Below are 20,668 nucleotides of genomic sequence, written 5' to 3'. Positions count from 1 at the left end.
AACAGGGCCAGCACTCGCTGGCCCCGTGCGTTTGCAGCGCTTACGGATTGAAGCGTTTTGCCTCGTCGCGCCAGTAGTGCTGCTGCTGCCAGCCGAGCAGCCGCTTGAGCTTCTCGTTGCTGAGCAGCGTCTCGAACTCGCCGAGGGCCTTCTTGACCGGCACGCCCGGATAGTAGCGATCCAGCAGCGTCTGGGTCGGCAAGTCGGACGACACGTCGTCCGCCGCGACGTTCATGATCTCGAAGCCGAGGCCGTCCGTTTCGATGGCGAGGCGGCATGCGTTGGCGAGGTCGCGCCCGTCGATATAGCTCCATGCAATGCGCTTGCGCAGCGCGGGGTCCTTGAGCCACGCGGAGAACTTCGCGTAGTCCTCGGGATCGAGCACATTGCCGATGCGAAAACAGTAAATGTCCGACCCGGTGCGCGCCTGGAATGCCTTGGCGGTCACTTCGTTGACCACTTTCGAGGTGGCGTAGCTGTCCATCGGATCCACCGGATAGTTCTCGTCGAGCGGAAAGTACGCCGGATCGCGATGCCGGTGGGCGAACACCACGCCGTAAGTCGTCTCGCTCGAGGCCAGGATCACCTTGCGGACCCCCAGCTTCGCAGCGGCGTCGAGAATGTTGTAAGTCCCCATCACGTTGATGCGGTAGACCTCGTTATCGGTCGTCAACATGATGCGAGGAATCGCCGCGAAATGAACGATCGCGTCGATCGGTTTCGGCTCGAGGTCGTCGGCGAATTCCACCGGCGCCGTAGTCGAGGCGATCGCATTGAAAACCTGGCCCGCGTCGGTGATGTCCGTGACCAGCGTGCGCGCGGTGCGCTTCGGCATGGGCACACGGTCCAGATTCAACACTTCGTAGCCGTGCGCGACCAGGTTCTCGACCACCCATTTGCCGGCAAGGCCGCTGCCGCCGGTCACTATCACTCGCTTTGTCATCTGTCTCTCTCCTGTTCGTGGCGTCATACCAGCCTCTGCAAACGCGCACGTTACCGCAAACATTGGCCGGCTGTAATGACCACCGCTCGCTTTCCAGCCGGATGGATTGTCTGCAGCGCGAGTAGACAAACAAGGGCTTTACGCGCCCGATTGCGCGGGCGCAGCCACTGCAGCGTGCCGATTGAACCGCTCCGCCAGAAAATCGATGAACGCTCGCGCACGCGCCGATTGATTGCGCTTGTTCGGGTAGTACACGAACAAATCGGCCAGCGGCTGCACGAACTCGGGCAGCACGACGCGCAAGCGCCCGCTCTCCAGATACTTCGCGAGGTCCCACTCCGAGCGCAGCAGAATGCCGTGCCCGTCGAGCGCCCAGCCGAGCACGATATCGCCGTCGTTGCTCGACAGCATGCCGTGGACCTTCACCGAATGTGCCTCGCCGCCGCGCTCGAGGCGCCATATGCCGTAAGCGTTGTCGTTCTGCCGATGCACGATGCATTGATGGTTGGCGAGATCGCCGAGCGTTGCGGGCGTGCCCTGCGTCTCCAGATAGCGCGGCGACGCGCACAGCAAGCGGCGGTTCGTCATGATGCGCCGCGCAATGAGCCGCTTGTCGGGCAGTTCGCCAAAGCGAATCGCCAGATCCACGCCGCTTTCGACGAGGTCGATCGGCCGGTCGGTGACATCGAGCTGCACTTCGACATGCGGATGCCGCCTCGCAAACTCCGAAACGAGCGGCGCGATCGTCGTGCGCCCGAAGCCGAGCGTCGCGTTCACGCGCAGCAAACCGCGCGTGACGGAGCGGCTCGACGACACCACATCTTCCATCTCCTTCACTTCGGCAAGGATGCGCGTCGCGTAGTGGAGGAAGGTCTCGCCTTCGGCGGTCAGGCTCACGCTGCGGGTGGTCCGGTTGACGAGGCGCACGCCCAGGCGCGCCTCGAGCTGCGCGAGCCGTTTGGTCGCCGCCGGCGGCGTGATGTCCATATCGCGCGCAACGCTTGAAAGGTTTCCGTAACGTCCGAGCAGGACGAAAAACTCCAGGTAGGAGGTCAGGTCATTCTTCACCGTGAGTTAATAAAGATGTGAAAACAAGTGAATCATAGTGCCGATCCGGGCGCATAACCTAGCGTCTCCCACAGCCAGCGCATCGCGAACGACCGCGAGAACGACCGCGCATGCTGGCCGTGCCACCAGGAGACACCCGTGAGAATCGTTGAAATCCGCGAAAAAACCGTGCCGATCAGTTCCTCGATCCGCAACGCCTATATCGACTTCAGCAAGATGACGCTCAGCCTCGTCGCCGTGGTCACCGACGTGATCCGCGACGGCAAGCCTGTCATCGGCTATGGCTTCAACTCGAATGGCCGCTATGGCCAGGGCACGCTGATGCGCGAGCGCTTCATCCCGCGCATTCTCGAAGCCGATCCCGCCTCGCTCGTGAACGACGCGGGCGACAACCTCGACCCGCACAAGATCTGGGCGACGATGTTCACCAACGAAAAGCCGGGCGGCCATGGCGAGCGCTCGGTTGCGATCGGCACGATCGACATGGCGGTATGGGACGCCGTGGCGAAGATCGAAGGCAAGCCGCTCTTCCAGTTGCTCGCCGACCGCTACGGCAACGGCCAGCCCGACCGCAAGATCTTCGTGTATGCGGCGGGCGGCTACTACTACCCAGGCCAGGACCACAACAAGCTCAAAGACGAAATGCGCAGCTATATCGACCGCGGCTACACGGTCGTGAAGAAGAAGATTGGCGGCGCGTCGCTCGACGAGGACTTGCGCCGCATCGATTCAATCCTGAGCGTGCTGGGCGACGGCCAGAAGCTGGCTGTCGATGCCAACGGCCGTTTCGATCTGGACACGGCGATCCAGTATGCGAAAGCGCTCTCGCAATACGACCTGTTCTGGTACGAGGAGCCGGGCGACCCGCTCGACTTCGAATTGCAGGCGACGCTGCGCAACTATTACGACGAGCCGATGGCGACCGGCGAGGATCTGTTCTCGATGCAGGACGCGCGCAACCTCATCCGCTACGGCGGCATGCGTCCCGACCGCGACTGGCTGCAGTTCGACTGCGCGTTGAGCTACGGCCTCGTCGAATATCTGCGCACGCTGGAGATGCTGCATCAGCACGGCTGGTCCGCGAGCCGCTGCATTCCGCACGGCGGCCATCAGATGTCGCTCAACATCGCGGCGGGTCTCGGGCTCGGCGGCAACGAGTCGTACCCAGACCTGTTCCAGCCTTATGGCGGCTTCCCCGATGGCGTGAAGGTCGACAACGGCTACATCACGATGCCCGACCTGCCCGGTATCGGCTTCGAGGGCAAGGCCGATCTGTTTGCGGAAATGCAGAAGCTCGCGGGCTGACGCCGCAGCGAAGAGAAAAGCGCGACCGGAAACACAACCGCTGCACGCATGGCGGTTGGCGGTCGCCGGAATTCACCTGGATGGCGCCATGCTCAGGAGACAGACATGCGGCCCTCGAAACTCAAAAAGTATCTTTCGAAGCTCTACATACAGGTCTTGATCGGGATCCTGGCGGGCATTCTCGTCGGCCACTTCTATCCGGATATCGGAGCCGATCTCAAACCGCTTGGCGACCTCTTCATCAAGCTGATCCGCATGGCGCTCGCGCCGATCATCTTCGCTTCGGTGGTCGTGGGCATTGCCCGCATGAACGATCTGCACAAGGCGGGCCGCGTAGGCGTGAAGGCGCTGCTCTACTTCGAAGTGGCATCGACCATCGCGCTTCTCGTGGGCCTCGTCGTCGTGAACGTGATCAAGCCGGGCAGCGGCATGAACATCGATCCGGCGCACCTCGATAGCTCGGCGATCGCCAGCTACGCGCACGCGGCCCACGATCACACGGCGCTCGGGTTCCTCATGAGCATCGTGCCGAACAGCATCGTCGGCGCGTTTGCGAACGGCGAGATTCTGCCGATCATCTTTTTCTCGGTGCTGTTCGCCATTGCGCTGGCGAAGCTCGGCCCGCGTACCGCGCCGCTCGTCGATATGCTCGACATGTTCTTGCAAGGCATGTTCGGCGTCGTGCGTATCGTCATGTATGTCGCGCCCGTGGGCGCGTTTGGCGGCATGGCGTTCACCATCGCGAAGTACGGGCTCGGCACGCTGGCGTCGTTTGGCGAGCTGATGCTTTGTCTGTACGTGACGTCGATTGTCTTCGTCGTGGTGGTGCTCGGGCTCGTCATGCGCGTTTGCGGCTTTTCGCTGTGGAAGTATCTCCGCTATATCCGCGACGAAATCCTGATCACGTTCGGCACGGCGTCGACCGAAGCCGTGCTGCCGCAGATGCTCGTCAAGATGGAGAACCTCGGCTGTTCGCGGCCGGTTGTCGGCATGGTGTTGCCAACTGGGTATACGTTCAACGCGGACGGCACGGCGATTTATCTTACGATGGCGGCCCTCTTCGTCGCGCAGGCGATGAACATTCATCTCTCGTTGCTCGATCAGCTTGTCGTGCTGAGCGTTTTGCTGCTGACTTCGAAGGGGTCTGCCGGGGTGGCCGGAGCGGGGTTTGTTGCGCTCGCTGCGACGCTTGCTTCGATGCATAAGATTCCGGTTTCCGGGCTCGTGCTGCTGTTGGGCGTGGATCGCTTTTTGAATGAAGCTCGTGCTGTGACTAATTTGATCGGTAATGGCGTGGCCACGATTGTGGTCGCACGGTGGGAAGGTGCGATGGATGTTGCGCGGGCTCGGGCGGTTTTGAATGGGGAGGTCGAGGTTGAGTTTGGGGAGGCGGCGGGTGCCGGTGACATGTCTTTGCCCAGCGGCGAGCCGGTTTCTGGCTCAAGGGGGCTGGTGGAAAACCATCTGTGAATTGAATGTTTTGGGGTTGCCTTGTGTTCGCTTCGGTCTGCCTGAGTTGCCACGATAGCGATCTGCCGATACCCGCTTACGCCCGAATCGTTGGCTCGAAGTAGCCGTTGACCGACAGCACGTCAGCAGCGCGGCAAACAGCCAGCTACACTACGGGCGCAGAGGCAATTGCAACGCCTGCGAGACAACTGCGCAAACCCCAGGAGGAGCACGCAAATGACGCTTTCGAAGAGAAAATTTGGGCGGACCGGCTGGAATGTGTCCGAAATCGGCTTTGGTGCATGGGCAATCGGCGGCTCGTGGGGCAGCGTCGGCGAAGACGACGCCAGAGCCGCGCTGAACGCCGCGCTCGATCACGGCGTCACGTTCATCGACACCGCCGACGTCTACGGCGACGGCCGCTCGGAGCGCATCATCCGGGACGTGCTGCGCGAACGCGGCGGCGAACGTCCCATCGTGGCGACGAAGCTCGGACGCCGGCTCGACCCGCATGTGACCAGCGGCTATCTGAACAAACGCGAACTCGAAGGCTTCATCGACCGGAGTCTCGCGAACCTGGGCGTGGACACGCTCGACCTCGTGCAACTGCACTGCCCGCCGACGGAGGTCTATTACCGCCCCGAGGTGTTCGACGCGATGGACAGCTTTGTCGCCGCCGGCAAAATCCGCTTTTACGGCATTTCGGTCGAAAAGGTGGAGGAAGCGCTGAAGGCGATCGAATATCCCAACGTGGTTTCGGTGCAGATCATCTACAACATGTTCCGTCAACGTCCTGCCGAGCTGTTTTTCCGCGAGGCGCTCAGGAAAAACGTTGCGGTCATTGCGCGAGTGCCGCTTGCCAGCGGCATGCTCACCGGCAAATTGTCCGCCGATTCCGCTTTCGCGGCAGACGACCACCGTGCGTTCAATCGCCATGGCGAGGCATTCGACGTGGGCGAAACGTTCTCGGGCGTGCCGTACGACGTCGCCTTGAAGGCGGTCGATGAACTGCGCGGCCTGGTACCCGTGGACGCCTCGATGGCACAGCTCGCCCTGCGCTGGATACTCATGGAGGACGCCGTCTCCGTCATCATTCCGGGCAGCAAGAACGCGGCCCAGGCGGCGGCGAACGTCTCGGCGGCGAACCTCGCGCCGCTCTCCGGCGCGGCGATGCAACGCGTGCGGGACGTTTACGAACGCCTGATCGCGCCTCACGTCCACCAGCGCTGGTAAAAGCCCTTGCGGTCGAGGCCGCTGGAATTTCTGCGCCCGCTTACTCCATTTTGCTGCGCCCCGATTGTTCGGCTGATCCTGCCAGTCAATTCGCGCCCGGCCGCTTTATCGCGGCGGCGCCGACCTTTAGATTCGTGGTGATCGCCGGCTGATGGCTTCATACGAGTCTAGACGCCGGTTCCATTCGATGCTGCGACTTACGGTAAGGAGAACATGATGGGCAAACTTGCAGGCAAGGTGGCGGTCGTCACGGGCGCGTCGAAAGGCATTGGCGCCGCGATTGCCAAGGCCCTCGCGGCCGAAGGCGCTTCGGTGGTCGTGAACTACGCGAGCAGCAAGGCGGGCGCCGATGCGGTCGTGAGCGCGATTGCCGCGGCTGGCGGCAAGGCGGTCGCCGTTGGCGGCGACGTGTCGAAAGCGGCCGACGCGCAAGGCATCATCGGCACGGCCGTCGAAACTTACGGTCGCCTCGACATCCTCGTCAACAACTCCGGCGTCTACGAGTTCGCGCCGATCGAAGAGCTCACGGAGGCGCAATACCGCAAGCAGTTCGACACGAACGTGCTCGGCGTGCTGCTCACCACGCAGGCGGCCGTGAAGCATCTTGGCGAGGGTGCGAGCGTCATCAACGTGAGTTCGGTCGCGACGACGGTTACGCCGCCGACAACGGCTGTCTATAGCGGCACGAAGGGCGCCGTGGATGCGATCACGGGTGTGCTCGCACGCGAACTGGGACCGCGCAAGATCCGCGTGAATGCGATCAATCCTGGCATGATCGAGACAGAGGGCACCCACGCGGCCGGCGTCATCGGCTCGGATTTCGAAAGCCATACGGTCAGCCAGACGCCGCTCGGACGCCTGGGCCAGCCGGACGATATCGCCTCGGCCGTCGTATTCCTCGCATCGGACGACGCCAAATGGTTGACGGGCGAGCATATCGTCGCCAGCGGGGGCCTGCGCTAAGGCGGGTGGGTGAAACCGGCTGGCGCGAAAAAACGCGTGCGTGCTACTCTCCCGAAGACCGGTCATGTCGCCCTGGCGGCGGCACGACCGGCAACGCTTCGGAACGAGGGGTTTGGCCCAGCCGCTTCATGCGAGTCTCCGACCTTGTAGACAGCCGCACGATCCTGCGCAGCCGGCGACGCTGGCTGTATTTCGGCGTGTTCTGGCTCGGCGCCATCGCGACCGGGCTCGTCGCGGTCGTGTATGCGCGGCTCGTCGACTTCGGTTACTCGCTCTTTGTGCAGATGACAGGCCACAACCGGTGGCTGCCACTCGTCATCACGCCGGCGATCGGCGCATTCTGCGTCTGGGCCACGCGCCGCTGGTTTCCGGGTTCCGAGGGCAGCGGCATCCCGCAGGTCATCGCAACGCTGCACGACGTGCGCAAATTCGGCCCGCGCCTGCTCACGCTGCGCATCCTGATCGGCAAGATCGCCCTGTCGTTCCTCGCCATTGTCGGCGGATTCACGATCGGCCGCGAAGGGCCGACCATCCACGTGGGCGCCGCGCTGATGTACAGCCTCCGGCGCTTCTATCCGGCGCGGCTGCGCAGCATGTATGGGGTTGGCCTCGAATACAAGCTCGCGCTCGCGGGCTCCGCCGCAGGCCTTTCTGCCGCGTTCAATGCGCCGCTCGCGGGCGTGGTCTTCGCCATCGAGGAACTCACGCGCAGCTTCGAGGCGCGAACGAGTGGCGTGATCATCGCGGCGATCATCTTTTCGGGCATCGTCTCACTTGCGCTCCAAGGCAACTATGTCTACTTCGGCACCATCGCCATCGGCAGTCATCTGCCCGATCTGCTCGCGGTCGCCGTCATTCTGGTCGGCGTGATTACCGGCCTCGCGGGCGGCGTGTTCTGCTGGCTGCTGCTCAACACCGAGCGATGGATGCCCGCCCGTTTATTGGTTCTCCGAAAGGAACAGCCCGTGGCGTTCGGTGCCGTGTGCGGATTGTTCATCGCCGTAATCGGCGTGGCGAGCGGCGGCAATCTGTTCGGCAGCGGCTATGCGGAAGCGCGCGGCATGCTCGAGGGTCATTCGCAGCTCGGCGTCGCGTATCCCGTGCTGAAAATGGCCTCGATGGTGGGCTCGTATCTGCCGGGCACGCCGGGCGGCCTCTTTGCGCCGTCGCTGGCGATCGGCGCCCGCATCGGCAATGCCCTGCACATGGTGTTCGGGCAGATGCAGCTGCCGATGCTGATCGCGCTCGGCATGGTCGGTTATCTGGCCGCCGTCACGCAGAGCCCGATTACGGCATTCGTCATCGTCATCGAAATGATCGACGGGCATGCGCTCGTGATCTCGTTGATGGCGACGGCGCTCGTGTCGAGCCAGGTTTCCAGGCTATTCGCTCCGCCGCTGTACGAAGCCCTGGCGCAACGCTTCCTGAAGCAGTGAAGCGCGCTCACGTCAGTTGATCGGCACGCGCCGCTACCAGCGCAGCAGCCGCGGCCCCAGCCACGCGCCAATGCCGGCGGGCAACAACATGCCGATCACGTACCAGACGCTCCAGAACGCCGGGCTCATCTCCGGGCAATGCAGGCAATACGCAATGGTCGCGAGCGCGCTCGCAAAGAGCCCGGCTACCGCGCCCGCCGCGCGCAGGCGGGTGGGCGCGAGACCGCGCACGGCCCAGAACACGGCCGCAAACGTGGGCACCGAAAGCAGCACGATATTGAACGGGCACGTGCGCCATGTGAGGCCCATCACGAGCGGCATGCGCTGCGCGGGTGCCGCGTCGGCCAGCGCGAGCCATGCGCCCGCCAGCACGGCGACGAACGGCAGCGCCACCAGCGCCCACGCATAGCCGCCGCGCCGGCCCGGCCGCCCGAGGCGGCTGACCGCGAGCGCCGCAGCGGCCGCGACGCACAACGGGAACGCGACCTTCGCCCAGAAGATCGGCGTGTGCATGACACTCATGAGATCGTGCCGCACGCCGAACACCACGCTCATCAGCACGACCGAGCCCGCAAAACCGAGCGCCAGCGCCCGCGCGAAGCGGCGCAGCACCGCCTTGCGGTCCACGCGCGCATCGCCGGCGGCGAGCAGGTTGATCAGATCGTCGGTTTTCATCGCGCTCCCCTGATGCGCGCGGCAAGCGCCTTCAACCCGCGATGAATGCCCACTTTGACCGCCGATTCGGAGAGTCCCGTGAGCTTCGCCGTTTCCACGACCGAAAGCCCTTCGAGCTTCACGTGGACGATCGGCAGGCGCTGCTTGTCGGGCAACTGCTCGAGCAGCTTGCCGATATCGCGGCGCGCCTGCGCGGGTTCGTCGTCGGGCGCGGCGAAGAGATCGGTGTGATCTTCGAGCGGGTCGTTGAGCACGTCGCGGCGTGCGCGCGAGCGGAAAAAGTCCATCAGCTTGTAGCGGGCGATCGCGTGCACCCAGGCCGTGAGTGGTTCGTCGGGGCGCCATGTGTGACGCGCGTTGTGAACCGCCAGCAGGATCTCCTGCACGAGGTCCTCGACGTCGTCGCGCAACTGCGGGATGCGGCGGCGCAGGTAGCCGCGCAAATGGCGCGTGAGTTCCTCGAGGAAGTCGCGATACGCTTGCGCGTCGCCTTCCAGGCCGCTGACGAAAAGCGCTTTGAGACGGGTTTCCGCGGAGTGCAAAGGTCGTCCTGGATGGTCGCGACGAATGGTTAACGGGCTTGCGGGCATGGTGCTCGCCGGGTCTTGCAATGACGAGCTTTCAAACTGATTACGAACGCCACCGCTTTCGCGTCTGTTCGCGTGAGCGTAGCCGAACGCTTCGCGCCCCGCAACGGCATGCGCTGCCCCGGCGCGCGCGCCGGGCGTCGCCCCTTCCGTCATCGCCGCCCATGTGCTGGTCAAACCCACCTTCTGCCTCTTTCGCGTAACGCGAGCGTGCGCCCGTTGCGGGTAGTTCGTTCGCCATGCCCGTTGGGTTACAGCCTCGGCGACTTATTTTTAGCCGCCCCGGCCGCGCGAATTTATTCTCGACGCGATGTAACCGGCACGCGCGCCACAGCGAATTCACTGTCAACTCTGCGCTAACCAGGAATCGCCATGCACACGTCGATCGGTGAATCGCCCGCACTTGCCGCCAGCGTGCGCCGCCCGCGCGCCATCCAGCCGCTCTGGCTGCGCGTCACGCATTGGCTCAACGCGCTCGCGGCGCTGGTCATGATGTTCTCCGGCTGGCGCATTTACGATGCATCTCCCGTGTTCGCGGGCTTCGTCATTCCCACCTCGGTCACCCTCGGCGGCTGGCTCGGTGGCGCACTGCAATGGCATTTCGCGGCAATGTGGCTGCTGTTTTTCAACGGCCTCTTCTATCTCGCCATGAATCTCGCCACCGGCCGCTGGCGCACGAAGTTCTTCCCGCTGAGCCCGCGCGCCGTGCTGCACGACCTGCGCGCCGCGCTCACGGGCCGGCTCTCGCACGCCGACCTGAGCCAGTACAACGCCGTGCAGAAACTCGCCTATCTCGTTGCGATCGCCGACCTCGTCGTCCTCGTGCTGTCGGGCCTTGCGATCTGGAAGTCGGTGCAGTTTCCACTGCTGCGCGAGTTGATGGGCGGATACGACCGCGCGCGCGTCGTGCACTTTTGCGCGATGTCCGTGCTTGCGGCGTTCGTGCTCGTTCACGTGACGATGGTCGCGCTCGTGCCGCGCTCGCTGCTCACCATGCTGCGCGGACGCTGACCAGGCCGACCGATGCCATTCGAGTCACTATCCTTCGATATCGATAAGGATTCCAGATGAACACGCAAGACCGCAAGATCATCGCAATCGACCGCGCGGCGATTCTTGTCGATGCACGGCGCGAACTCGACATGCCGTCACGGCGCCTGTTCGGCAAGCGCATGCTCACGCTCGGCGGTCTTTCGCTGCTGACCGGCTGCACGATCACCGACGACGCCTCGGTCAACACGTTCCTCAGCGCCGTTTCCCGGCTCAACGATCGCGTGCAGGCATGGCTGTTCGACCCAACCCGGCTCGCACCCACCTACACCGAAGCCCAGATCACGCGGCCCTTCCCCTTCAACGCGTTCTATAGCGAGAGCGAGGCGCCCGTGGTCGATGGCGGCGACTATCGGCTCAGGCTCAGCGGGCTCGTCAAGGGCCAGCGCGTCTGGACGCTGCCCGAGTTGTACGCGCTGCCGCACGCCGAGCAGATCACGCGGCATATCTGTGTCGAAGGCTGGAGCGCGATAGGCCGCTGGGGCGGCACGCCATTCGCGCATTTCCTGCGCCGGGTCGATGCGGATCTCACCGCAAAATACGTGGGCTTTCGCTGCGCCGACAACTACTACGAAAGCATCGACATGGCGACGGCGCTGCATCCCCAGACCTTGCTCGCTTTCGACTACGACGGCGAGCGCCTGCCGGCGAAATACGGCTATCCGATGAAGCTGCGCATGCCGACGAAGCTCGGCTACAAGAACCCGAAGCACATCGTCGAGATTTTCGTCACGAATACGTATCCAGGCGGCTACTGGGTCGACCAGGGCTACAACTGGTTCGGCGGTTCGTGACGTCTTCCTGCCGCCGCCTGATACGCCACTTCATGCGACGGCTCCATTTCACTTCCGCCCGCAAAAGGGGCAACGGTTTTTTCCACCCAGCAAGGAGCAATGCAAATGAACACGATCCGATTCGCAGCCATCGCCATCTCGGCCGCCCTGTTGAGCATGAGCGCGGGGGCATTCGCGCAGGCTAGCGGCGCGATGTCGAACGACGCCATGTCGAAGGACTCGATGCAGAAGGACACCATGGATAAAGGCGCCATGTCGCACGATACAATGAGCAAAGGCGGCGCGATGAGCCATGATCAGATGAAAAAGCCGATGAAGCACGACGCCATGGGCATGGATCACCCGGCATCGGGCGCCATGGCGCATTGAACCGTCGTAACGCGCTCCCGGCGTAGCTTGCGCCAGGAGCGCAGCGCGCGCCCCGGCACAATGCGCAAGCGATGCACGATTTCCGCGGGGCCGCACACCCTGCACCGGGAGTATGTGATGGGAAGCGAATGGCAACGCCGCCTGAAATTATTCGTTCAGCGCTTCTGGCAGCCAACCAGTGCGTGCATGACCTGCATGCCGGGGAGCTGGGGCAACGTCATGAGCCTGCCCCATTGGACCATCGCATTCAAGACGGGACTGTTCACCGGCGCGCTGGCCGTGCTGCTCACCTTCACGCCAGCAGCGAAGTGGTACGCGAATCGCTATGGCAACGCGCTGCTGGTGGGCTGCCTAACCATCATCGGCGATGCCTACGCGCACACGAGTCACTATCGCATTCATGTTCTCGAACACATTGCGACGGGGGTCGTCGCTGGCCTGATCGCGCTCGCAGCGTCGTATCTGTTTGACGAGCGCGCGCGCCGCATACGAACGCTATGGACGCGCCTGACCGGGTGATTCACGAGGCGAAGCGGGCTTCCGCATAGGCCATAGGTCCGATTGACTGCGCACCCACGCATGGCACTCTTCGACAAAGCCGTCCTTTGGCTCATCGAAGGGGAACCCAATGCGCGCTTGCCGATACGTGGTCCTTTGCGCTTTGCCATTCACGATCGTCGGCTGCAACACGCCGCCGATCCCACCGGGCAAGCCGGTTGATATTCCGACCGCTCTCGAGCAGGTTCTCACGGGCCTGTGCAATTTCAGGAAGGAACAGGCCGAGCGCAAGCAGGATATGGGCGTCGCAATCGACACGGTCACCGTGGAACTCGATTTGACCGTCGACGGCGCAAGGAATCCCCCTGTCGCGGTCGCACCGGATATCCAGTTCATTCCCACGGTGAGCTATGGGCAGATCATCACGGCGAACCGGGGCAGCCGGCTTACGCTCACCCTGAAAGGCACTGGCACGCACGGCGGCTGTGACGTCATGACATCGGCAAAGTAGCGGCTGTTCGTTTTCGCTATAGGACCATGGGCCCATAGCCAGATCGTGCGGTTGTGACATGATGGGAGGGCGCGTCACACTCGGCCCTGGCACCATGCGCATTGTTCATACGTTGCTGATCATCCTGGCTTTCGGGATGAGTATTGCCAGCCGGCCGACAGGCTGCCTCGCGGCCCAGGGAACGCCTGCGCAAGCCGCGGCGTCACAGGCCGCGACGGCTGCACCAGCTAGTGCGCCATCGCCCCTTGCGGCCCCCACCTCCACCACCACGCGCCGGCTCAACCTCGCCATCCAGCCGAAGTTCGGCGATTTCGATGCCATGCTCGACCGCAGGCTGATCCGCGTGCTGGTGCCATACAGCAGGACGCTCTATTTCAACGAGCTCGGTCATGAGCGAGGGCTGACCGCCGGGCTCATGCGCGACTTCGAGCGTTACCTGAACAAGACGTACCGGAGCAGCCTCGGCAAGCGTCCCTTGACGCTCGTGATCATCCCGACGACGCGCGACCAGCTCCTTCCCGCTCTGCTGGCCGGGAAAGGGGACATTGCCGCCGGCAATCTGACCGTCACCGAAACGCGGCTCAAGCAGGTCGACTTCGTCGCGCCGCGCGACCGCAAGCAGGTTCGCGAGCTGGTCGTCACCGGTCCGAAGTCGCCCGCGCTCACCAAACTCGACGACCTGAGCGGCAAGACCGTGCACGTGCGTGCGAGCAGCAGCTATTTCGAGAGTCTGACCGCCCTGAACGCGCGCTTCAAAAAAGAAGGCAAGCCGCCGATGAAGCTGGTATTGCTGCCCGATGCGCTCGAGGACGAGGACGCCATGGAAATGCTCAATGTCGGGCTGATCCAGATTCTCGTCGTCGACGACTGGAAGGCGAAATTCTGGGCGCAGGTGCTGCCGGGCATCGTGGTGCACGACGACATGGCCGTGCGTGACGCCGGCTATATTGGCTGGGCGATCCGCAAGCAGAGTCCCAAACTCCAGCAGGCCATCACCGACTTCTACGTTGGCTACGTGAAAAAGCAGAGCGTGGCGGAAGTGCGTCTGCAGCAGGAACTGCAGCGCGTCAAGCAGATCACCAGCAATACGGAGGACGCCGAACTGAAGCGCTTCACGCAAACGGTCGGTCTCTTCGAAAAGTACGGCGCGCAATATCACTTCGATCCATTGATGCTCGCCGCGCAGGGGTTCCAGGAATCGCAGCTCGATCAGAGCGCCCGCAGCCACGTTGGCGCGATCGGCATCATGCAGCTCATGCCGGCGACCGGCAGGGAGCTGGCCGTCGGTGACATCCGCGTGACGGAATCGAACATCCACGCCGGCGCGAAATACCTGGACCTCCTGATGTCCCGCTACTTCCCGGATGCGCACTTTTCCGACTCGGACCGCGCCCTGTTCGCGTTTGCGAGCTACAACGCGGGTCCGGCCAGGATCGCGAAGATGCGCAAGGAGGCGGCCGCCCGAGGGCTCTCGCCCGACAAGTGGTTCAACAACGTCGAGATCGTGGCCGGCGAGAAGATCGGGATCGAGACGACCACCTACGTGCGCAATATCTACAAGTACTACGCCGCCTACCGGCTCGTACAACAGGCGCAGGCGGCACGCGAACGCGCCATCGGGCAGGTGCGCAAGCAGGGCTGAGGCAGACTTACGTGTCAGGCGTCCAGCACCGCGAGATGAATCTCGCGATCTCGTCCAGCGCATACCGCGCACTCGACAGCTCGTGGGTCGATCGCTGGAAGACGTGGTGCAGTCCTTCGTAGATTTCCAGCTGGACCTCGTTGCCCTGCTCCGCCGCGGCCGCCGCGTAACGGCGCGCGTCGTCGAACAGCAGCTCGTCCGTGCCCACCTGGAGCGCGATGGGCGGCAGGCGCCCGGGAATGGCATGCAGCGGCGACGCGCGTCCATCCGCGGGATCGGAAGCGCCCAGGTACGTCGCGGCGGCATTGGCGAGCACAGGCCGCGTCAGGACGGCATCCCGCGTCGCATCGCTGTGGAACGACGGCCCCGTCAACCCCAGATCGACCCACGGCGAGAAAGCGGCCACGCTCGCGACGTTCAACGTGCGCCGCTCCTCGACACCCAGAGCCGCCAGTGCAAGGCCCCCGCCTGCGGAGTCGCCAACCAGGGCGACTTCGCGTATGCCGCCGTGCGCCAGCCATCGCAGCGCGGCGAGCACGGCATCGTGCGCCGCAGGAAACGGATGCTCGGGGGCAAGCGGATAGTCGAGCACGAACGTGTCCACGCCGGCGCGCACCGCGATCTGGCTCGCGAACCCGCGATACCCCCAGGCAGACCCGAGCACAAAGGCCCCGCCGTGCAGGAACAGGATCGCGCGATGGGCAGGCGCGGCGCGCGGCCGAATCCACCATCCTTGCACGTCCGCGCTCGCGATGCGCTCCATGCCGACGCCCTCCGCCACCGGCGTCTGCGCGGTCATGGCGTCGTACGCCTCGCGCATCGTGCCATGGAATTCGTTGAAATGCCGTTGCGTGCGCTCGATCGAGGCCCTCGCCGCCTCGCGGTCGTCATCGCTGAGGCTGTGCCGCACTTCGATCAGGTTTGCGCGTTGTCCGATGCTCATCATGGCTCAGTCGTTGCGTGAATGCGTTGTCGATGGGCATGACGATATCGATTCCATCTACACCATGGAAGAAGGCCAAATGGAATAGAATCCATTCCACTCAGGAAGTTTTGGAGAAGAAGCAATGGACCGGCTCGACGCGCTCAAGCTTTTCATTCGCATCGTCGAAAGCGGGAGTTTCGCCGCGGCGGCGCGCGACATCGGCGTGGGTCAGCCTGCAGTCAGCAAGCAGCTTGCGTCGCTCGAGCGCTATCTTGGCGCTCAGCTGGTGCGGCGCACCTCGCGCAGCATGACGCTTACCGAGACCGGTCAAACGGTCTACGAAGCGGGCTTGCGCATCATTGGCGACTTCACCGATCTCGAGTCCTCCGTCGGGCATGGCCAGCTGTCTCCGGGCGGGCTGATCCGCGTCACCGTGCCGCCAGTCTTTGGGCGGCTGTATGTCGTGCCGCACCTGCCGGCGTTTTTCTCCCGCTATCCGCAGGTGTCCGTGGACCTTTCCGCAACGGAGCGAATCGTCAATCTCGTCGAGGAAGGTTTCGATCTTTCGATCAAGATCGGACCGCTCGCCGACTCCTCGATGATTTCGAGGCATCTGGCCTCGAGTCCGGTCGTTGTCGTCGCAACGCCGCAATACCTCGAAAAGCACGGGCGCCCCGAACGGCCACACGAAATCGAACGGCATGCCTGTGTCGTTTTCGCGCCCCTGCACGAGCCGCGGCCATGGCGTTTCGGGAACGTCGAAGGATCGGGTCTGCAGGTTCCGTCCGGCAATTTCCGCACTGGCGACGCGGAGCAGATTCGCGCGGCCGTCCTGGCCCATATGGGCCTGGTTCAGGCGCCCGCCTGGCTCTTCGCCGCGGAGATGGCGAGCGGCGAGATCGTTAGCGTGCTGGAGGATTTTGCGCCGCCGCCATTGCCGATCCATGGGGTGCATCCATCGGGCAGGCGGCTGCCGAACAAGACTCGCGTGTTTCTCGACTTCGTTGCCGAAATGCTCGCGGCCGATCCGCGCCCGGCTTTCGTGGCGGTCTGATGACTTTGCGTGGTCTTCGCGCGCCTGTGCGGAACGGTGCTTGCTGGGATGAGAGGGTCACTCATCAAGGAGAGCCAAAATGCCCGAGAAGAAAACGATCGAGCGTGCGCGCGCTGACAAGCGCGCGGGGAAATCCGCAAGTACCCAGGCCGGCGAATTCGTGAAGGAGGAATTCGATCGCGTACGCGAAGGCAAGCATGGCGTGCGTTCTGCGAAGCAGGCCGTCGCAATCGGCCTTTCGAAGGCACGGCGCGCCGGTGTGGACCTGAAACCGCCGGCGCCCGGCAAGACCAGCGAAGCGACACGCAAGAAGGCCGCCAAGGATAGCGCGGCGGGCCACGGCGAGAAAACGGCCCGCGCGAGCACGGAATCGAAGGCCAAACGCTCGCGCACGACGACGCAAGTGCTCAAGGGCGAAAGCCGGGCGGGCGCGTCGCCACAGGCCGTGTCGAAGCAGGCGAAGAGCGCGGCGGCGCGCCGCCCCGTGGCAAGCCGCTCGGCGGCGGCGAAGAAGGCTGCGCAGACCAAGGGCGCAGCGGGCCGCTCCGCCGCGGCAAAAAAGGCAGCGAAGACACGCGCCGCACGTGCGCAACACACCCGCCACTAGCGGGGCGCGGGGTTATGAGACTATGTTCCTCATCGCCCCGCACGCGCATGCTGCACAACCGCCGATGTCCTCACCCGCTCTGCTGCTCGAACAGATCCTTCGCGACGTCCCACGCCGTTATCGCTTGCCGCTAGAGGCCGCGGCTTCGGCGCTGCCGCCTGGAGACGCCAATCCGGCGACGGCGCTGGCACGCGTCATCGAACAGGCGCGAGAAGCCATCGCGCATGGCCGAGCGCCGGACGCGACGCTGAAGCCGCGTTTCACCGACGCGCTCGCGGCCATGATCACCGAGGCCATGCACGCCGATTCCGGAGACCGCGCATTTCAGGCCATGGTGCTGCGGCACCGCGCCCCGCAGGTGCGCGAATTTGCGTCGCTTTCGGCACAGGCCGATCAGGACCGCCGGCAGATCCATGCGGCCGTCAATGCGATTGCGCATCCAGCCAAACAGCAGCGCGCCCTGCAAGCCTGGCAGCGCGAAGCCCTTGCGCGGCTGCATGCGTCCGCGTCTCTGGCGCACCACGAGGCCCATTACGCGGGACTTCACGAAACGGTGCTAAACGTCCTCGCCTTGCCGGAGCTTGCGAAGGGCTCGGACTTCGAGCCCGCGCTGGCGGATCTGCGGGACAGTCCGGCGCTTGCGCGCTTGTGCCGGATCGAAGCCCTGGCGCCCGATCCACTTGTGCAGCAGTACGTATCATTGCTCGATGCATATGGTCCGCGGCCGGGTACGCCGGCAGCCGTGGCGCAAGGCCGGGCGTCGCAGCGGCGCGGCGCGGCTGTCGAAGCGCTGGCCGTACAAGCCCTCGAAACTCTGGCTCAAAGGCTCAACGCCGCGCAGGAGAACCCGCACGCGTACCGTGTCGTGAGTTCAATGCGCGTTCCGGCCTCGATACCGGGCACGCACGAGCGCGCCAAAACGGAATGGGACGTGGTCCTGCTGGAGCGGCTGCACGCGAAGACCTTCGATATCGTGCCCGTCTGGAACGTGCGCCTGCTCGTTGAAGCGAAGGCATCCGTCGAGTCCGCGACGACCGACCTCCCGCGGCTCATGCGCGGTTTGCGCCTGCTCGCGCACGCCGAAGAAAACATCGTGTATACGTTCGAAACCCAGCAGGGGCCGGTACGACTGCACGGCGCCTCGCTACGCGCACAAGGCATCGACGAGTCCGGCTTGCTGAACGCCGTACTCTATTGCTGCGATGCGCCCGCCAACGGCACTTCGCGAATGCTCAACGCCGCGAGCCGCATGCAGCTTTTGTCCGCACCGGCGAGCCTCGCATACGCCAGCGCCCAGTGGGACGGGCACCGTGCAGATCCGGAAATACTGGCTGCCGTCTGGCAGCACCTCACGCAATCGCCGCGTTGGCATGCCGTGCTCGATCAGTATTCGATGCTGCGTCTCGTGCGCGAATTGATGGTCCACCCCGAAGACCTGATGGCCACGATTCGCGATGCAACGGGGTGTTCACCGGGGTGTTCACAGTACACGGCGAACGAACGCCCTTAATGACGTGTGCGTGCGTTCGTTCGAGAGAGGCGCGCTGACGCCTCAATGCTCCGTGCTTGCGCGCGCCGCCGCGGGGCACGCCGGATCCTTGCCCCAATGCCCGTCGCAGACGCGCCAGCGGCAAAGCTGATCCTCGAAAAAGCCCTGTTCTCCGCACGCCTTGACTTGCTGCGCGAGCGTGAGCTTGCTTGCCGCCGGCTTCGACGCGTGCGCGGACGCGTCCTTGCCATCGCCCGGCTTCGTGCGGGCAACGAGCACGGCTAGCAGGTCGACATCGGAATCGTCCTTCTGGCCGCCTGGACGCCCATCGTGCCGCTTCTTCGCCAGGGCTTCCGTCCTGGCGTTGCCTGCATGCGCGGCGCTTTTCGCTTCGTGGCGGGATTCTGCGCCCTTGGCCGGATGCTTGTGATTCGCGTCTACGGACGCGCTCGTCAGCGGCGCGGCGCCGCCTGCCGGCGCGCTCGCTCCGGCATCGCGCGCGCCATTGGCCAACGCACGCGAAAGCCGGCCGTCGTCGGGTACCGTTGCGGACGCAACGGCGTCGGGTCCGGGCTTCGCGTTGTCGGCGCTTTCGTCGTCGCTCACGATGGTGGCGGCGTGCGAAGCCGACGCCGTATCAGGCGCGCTCGCCGCGTTTGCAACCGCTGGCGCAGCGCCTGCGGGGGCAACTGTTGGGGTCACTGTCCCGGCAGCCGCCTGCGTCCCGGCGTTCGCCGGCGCGCTACGCTCGGCCACGTGCCAGGCGCCGAAACCGGCAGCGCTGATCAGAACCAGCGCGCCAATCAGCATCGGCGCGCGCGCGCGCCGGCCTGTGTCAGGCGGCGTGGCTGGCGGCACGACGCGGCCCTCGAGATTCGCGAGGATGCGCGAGCCGCCCGGCTGTGCGCCCGGCACGCTGGCAGGCGTGTCGGCGAGGAGGCTGGGGGCAGCCTTGGGGGTAGAGTTGTCCGGCGCACTCATTCACTGTCTCGTTGGAATCGTGCTCATTGTGCTCATTGAATTGAGCCTGTTTCACCGCAATAATACGGGGCGGCCCAACTTCGGGCAGCGCTGATTCTAAAATCAAGCATTACAAAAAACAATTGCCACTCCGCGGGTTCGCTTTTGGTCGCCATTGCTCTCGTCGCCTATTTTGCCATTGCCGTACCACTGGCCGCACTATTGCTGCTGCCCGCCGTACGTGCAGCGCTTTTCAGCACAATATTCGAATTGCATAGTTTGATTATGCGCCGCGCTTCAGCGAGCGCCACTCACGCCCGGAGTCAGTTCTTTAAGTCGGCAAAAATTTCTCATTCGAGAATGGCCGATATGAAAAATATACTCATCAGGCGGCGCTTGCTGATTTTCATTACCGCAGGTATTCTTGCGACGCCGCCGCTCATTGCCATTACATTGCGCGGTCACCTGTTATTTCAATACGATGACACGCCCCGGGTGCCGGACGAAAAAATCGCTGCCTTGCTGAATGGCGAGCAGCTGGTTCCACCGCCGCCGCTGCCTCCCGAGGTATTCGCCACGAAGGAGGTCGAGCAGGTGCGGCCCGCGCTGCACGACGCAAGCCGCGACTGGAATCTGCTGGACGCCGATTTCCGCACGCGGCTATTGCTCGTCTACAAAATCATGCGCGAGCAATACGGTTATGAAATGGCACTACTGGAGGGTTACCGCAGCCCCGAGCGGCAAAACCGGCTGGCGCAATTAGGCGGTAATGTGACAAATGCGGCAGCTTTCCAAAGCTATCACCAATATGGACTCGCGGCCGATAACGCATTTCTGCGTGACGGCAAGCTTGTCATTTCAGAAAAAGATCCCTGGGCGATGCGGGGTTATCAGTTATACGGCCAGGTGGCCGAGCAGGTTGGCCTGACCTGGGGCGGACGCTGGAAATTGATGGATCTGGGCCACGTCGAATATCACAAACCCGGCTTCGTTCTGGGTCGCGCGCCGGCAATTGTTAAATGAAGCGCAGCGGAAAAAAAATGGGGAGTTTATGGGGCGTTCATTCATTCTGCCGGGCGGCAAAACCTCTTGCTGCGTGACGACACCGCA

The 20,668-nt window shown here is 63.9% G+C and carries 21 protein-coding genes; 15 read left to right on the top strand and 6 right to left on the bottom strand.

The window, feature by feature from the left end; all coding sequences use genetic code 11:
* Positions 1–40: 40 nt before the first annotated feature.
* Both AB4Y42_RS24700 and AB4Y42_RS24695 read right to left on the bottom strand, forming a co-directional pair.
* Positions 41–943: an NAD-dependent epimerase/dehydratase family protein gene (locus AB4Y42_RS24700; protein ID WP_368695631.1), complete on the bottom strand. Its 903-nt coding sequence runs from the start codon at positions 941–943 to the stop codon at positions 41–43.
* Positions 944–1,081: 138 nt separating this feature from the next.
* Positions 1,082–2,011, bottom strand: coding sequence for a LysR substrate-binding domain-containing protein (locus tag AB4Y42_RS24695; RefSeq protein ID WP_368695630.1), 930 nt, complete (start codon positions 2,009–2,011; stop codon positions 1,082–1,084).
* A 138-nt stretch (positions 2,012–2,149) separates the two neighbouring features.
* On the opposite strand from AB4Y42_RS24695, the gene AB4Y42_RS24690 reads away from it, so the two are divergent.
* From AB4Y42_RS24690 to AB4Y42_RS24670, 5 genes are all read left to right on the top strand, one after another.
* The gene (locus AB4Y42_RS24690; protein WP_368695629.1) at positions 2,150–3,316 is read left to right on the top strand and encodes a mandelate racemase/muconate lactonizing enzyme family protein; all 1,167 of its coding nucleotides are present in this window, start codon (positions 2,150–2,152) and stop codon (positions 3,314–3,316) included.
* A gap of 105 nt (positions 3,317–3,421) precedes the next feature.
* Positions 3,422–4,786, top strand: a complete 1,365-nt coding sequence (gene dctA, locus AB4Y42_RS24685) for a C4-dicarboxylate transporter DctA (RefSeq protein WP_368695628.1) — start codon at positions 3,422–3,424, stop codon at positions 4,784–4,786.
* A gap of 216 nt (positions 4,787–5,002) precedes the next feature.
* Positions 5,003–5,998 (top strand): aldo/keto reductase, encoded by a 996-nt coding sequence (locus tag AB4Y42_RS24680; RefSeq protein ID WP_368695627.1) that lies wholly within the window; start codon positions 5,003–5,005, stop codon positions 5,996–5,998.
* Between the two features lie 216 nt (positions 5,999–6,214).
* Positions 6,215–6,961 carry an SDR family NAD(P)-dependent oxidoreductase gene (locus tag AB4Y42_RS24675; protein ID WP_368695662.1) on the top strand — a complete coding sequence of 249 codons (747 nt, stop codon included), beginning with the start codon at positions 6,215–6,217 and terminating at the stop codon, positions 6,959–6,961.
* A 128-nt stretch (positions 6,962–7,089) separates the two neighbouring features.
* Positions 7,090–8,397, top strand: a complete 1,308-nt coding sequence (locus AB4Y42_RS24670; protein WP_368695626.1) for a chloride channel protein — start codon at positions 7,090–7,092, stop codon at positions 8,395–8,397.
* Between the two features lie 33 nt (positions 8,398–8,430).
* On the opposite strand, the gene AB4Y42_RS24665 is transcribed toward AB4Y42_RS24670, so the two are convergent.
* Positions 8,431–9,072 carry a DUF1109 domain-containing protein gene (locus AB4Y42_RS24665; RefSeq protein ID WP_368695625.1) on the bottom strand — a complete coding sequence of 214 codons (642 nt, stop codon included), beginning with the start codon at positions 9,070–9,072 and terminating at the stop codon, positions 8,431–8,433.
* A complete protein-coding gene (locus AB4Y42_RS24660; RefSeq protein ID WP_324159364.1) occupies positions 9,069–9,614 on the bottom strand; it encodes a sigma-70 family RNA polymerase sigma factor in 546 nt (181 codons plus the stop codon). Before AB4Y42_RS24660 ends, AB4Y42_RS24665 begins: the two co-directional genes overlap by 4 nt.
* 417 nt (positions 9,615–10,031) lie before the next feature.
* Here AB4Y42_RS24660 and AB4Y42_RS24655 point away from each other — a divergent pair, with 417 nt between their 5' ends.
* From AB4Y42_RS24655 to AB4Y42_RS24630, 6 genes are all read left to right on the top strand, one after another.
* The gene (locus AB4Y42_RS24655) at positions 10,032–10,670 is read left to right on the top strand and encodes a cytochrome b/b6 domain-containing protein (protein WP_368690768.1); all 639 of its coding nucleotides are present in this window, start codon (positions 10,032–10,034) and stop codon (positions 10,668–10,670) included.
* Between the two features lie 56 nt (positions 10,671–10,726).
* Entirely contained in the window at positions 10,727–11,503 is a 777-nt protein-coding gene (locus AB4Y42_RS24650) for a molybdopterin-dependent oxidoreductase (RefSeq protein ID WP_368695624.1), read from the top strand.
* Positions 11,504–11,608: 105 nt separating this feature from the next.
* Positions 11,609–11,872 carry a pentapeptide MXKDX repeat protein gene (locus AB4Y42_RS24645; RefSeq protein WP_368690766.1) on the top strand — a complete coding sequence of 88 codons (264 nt, stop codon included), beginning with the start codon at positions 11,609–11,611 and terminating at the stop codon, positions 11,870–11,872.
* A gap of 117 nt (positions 11,873–11,989) precedes the next feature.
* Positions 11,990–12,391 carry a hypothetical protein gene (locus AB4Y42_RS24640; protein ID WP_368695623.1) on the top strand — a complete coding sequence of 134 codons (402 nt, stop codon included), beginning with the start codon at positions 11,990–11,992 and terminating at the stop codon, positions 12,389–12,391.
* A 109-nt stretch (positions 12,392–12,500) separates the two neighbouring features.
* Complete coding sequence (locus AB4Y42_RS24635) at positions 12,501–12,881, top strand: hypothetical protein (protein ID WP_368690764.1); 381 nt, start codon at positions 12,501–12,503, stop codon at positions 12,879–12,881.
* Positions 12,882–12,975: 94 nt separating this feature from the next.
* Positions 12,976–14,523, top strand: a complete 1,548-nt coding sequence (locus tag AB4Y42_RS24630) for a transporter substrate-binding domain-containing protein (protein WP_368695622.1) — start codon at positions 12,976–12,978, stop codon at positions 14,521–14,523.
* A 7-nt stretch (positions 14,524–14,530) separates the two neighbouring features.
* Here AB4Y42_RS24630 and AB4Y42_RS24625 read toward each other — a convergent pair whose 3' ends face one another.
* Positions 14,531–15,469: an alpha/beta fold hydrolase gene (locus AB4Y42_RS24625; protein ID WP_368695621.1), complete on the bottom strand. Its 939-nt coding sequence runs from the start codon at positions 15,467–15,469 to the stop codon at positions 14,531–14,533.
* A 121-nt stretch (positions 15,470–15,590) separates the two neighbouring features.
* On the opposite strand from AB4Y42_RS24625, the gene AB4Y42_RS24620 reads away from it, so the two are divergent.
* From AB4Y42_RS24620 to AB4Y42_RS24610, 3 genes are all read left to right on the top strand, one after another.
* Entirely contained in the window at positions 15,591–16,502 is a 912-nt protein-coding gene (locus AB4Y42_RS24620; protein ID WP_368695620.1) for a LysR family transcriptional regulator, read from the top strand.
* Positions 16,503–16,581: 79 nt separating this feature from the next.
* The gene (locus tag AB4Y42_RS24615; RefSeq protein WP_368690760.1) at positions 16,582–17,109 is read left to right on the top strand and encodes a DUF6496 domain-containing protein; all 528 of its coding nucleotides are present in this window, start codon (positions 16,582–16,584) and stop codon (positions 17,107–17,109) included.
* 64 nt (positions 17,110–17,173) lie between these two features.
* Complete coding sequence (locus AB4Y42_RS24610; protein WP_368695619.1) at positions 17,174–18,619, top strand: 3-deoxy-D-arabino-heptulosonate 7-phosphate synthase; 1,446 nt, start codon at positions 17,174–17,176, stop codon at positions 18,617–18,619.
* A gap of 42 nt (positions 18,620–18,661) precedes the next feature.
* Here AB4Y42_RS24610 and AB4Y42_RS24605 read toward each other — a convergent pair whose 3' ends face one another.
* A complete protein-coding gene (locus AB4Y42_RS24605) occupies positions 18,662–19,579 on the bottom strand; it encodes a hypothetical protein (RefSeq protein WP_368695618.1) in 918 nt (305 codons plus the stop codon).
* Between the two features lie 144 nt (positions 19,580–19,723).
* On the opposite strand from AB4Y42_RS24605, the gene AB4Y42_RS24600 reads away from it, so the two are divergent.
* Positions 19,724–20,581: a M15 family metallopeptidase gene (locus tag AB4Y42_RS24600; protein WP_368695617.1), complete on the top strand. Its 858-nt coding sequence runs from the start codon at positions 19,724–19,726 to the stop codon at positions 20,579–20,581.
* Positions 20,582–20,668 lie beyond the last annotated feature (87 nt).

Source organism: Paraburkholderia sp. EG286B (assembly GCF_040965655.1).
Classification (GTDB): domain Bacteria; phylum Pseudomonadota; class Gammaproteobacteria; order Burkholderiales; family Burkholderiaceae; genus Paraburkholderia.
The sequence above is the reverse complement of the archived record's forward strand: the minus strand, read 5'-3'. Positions and strand labels throughout refer to the sequence as shown.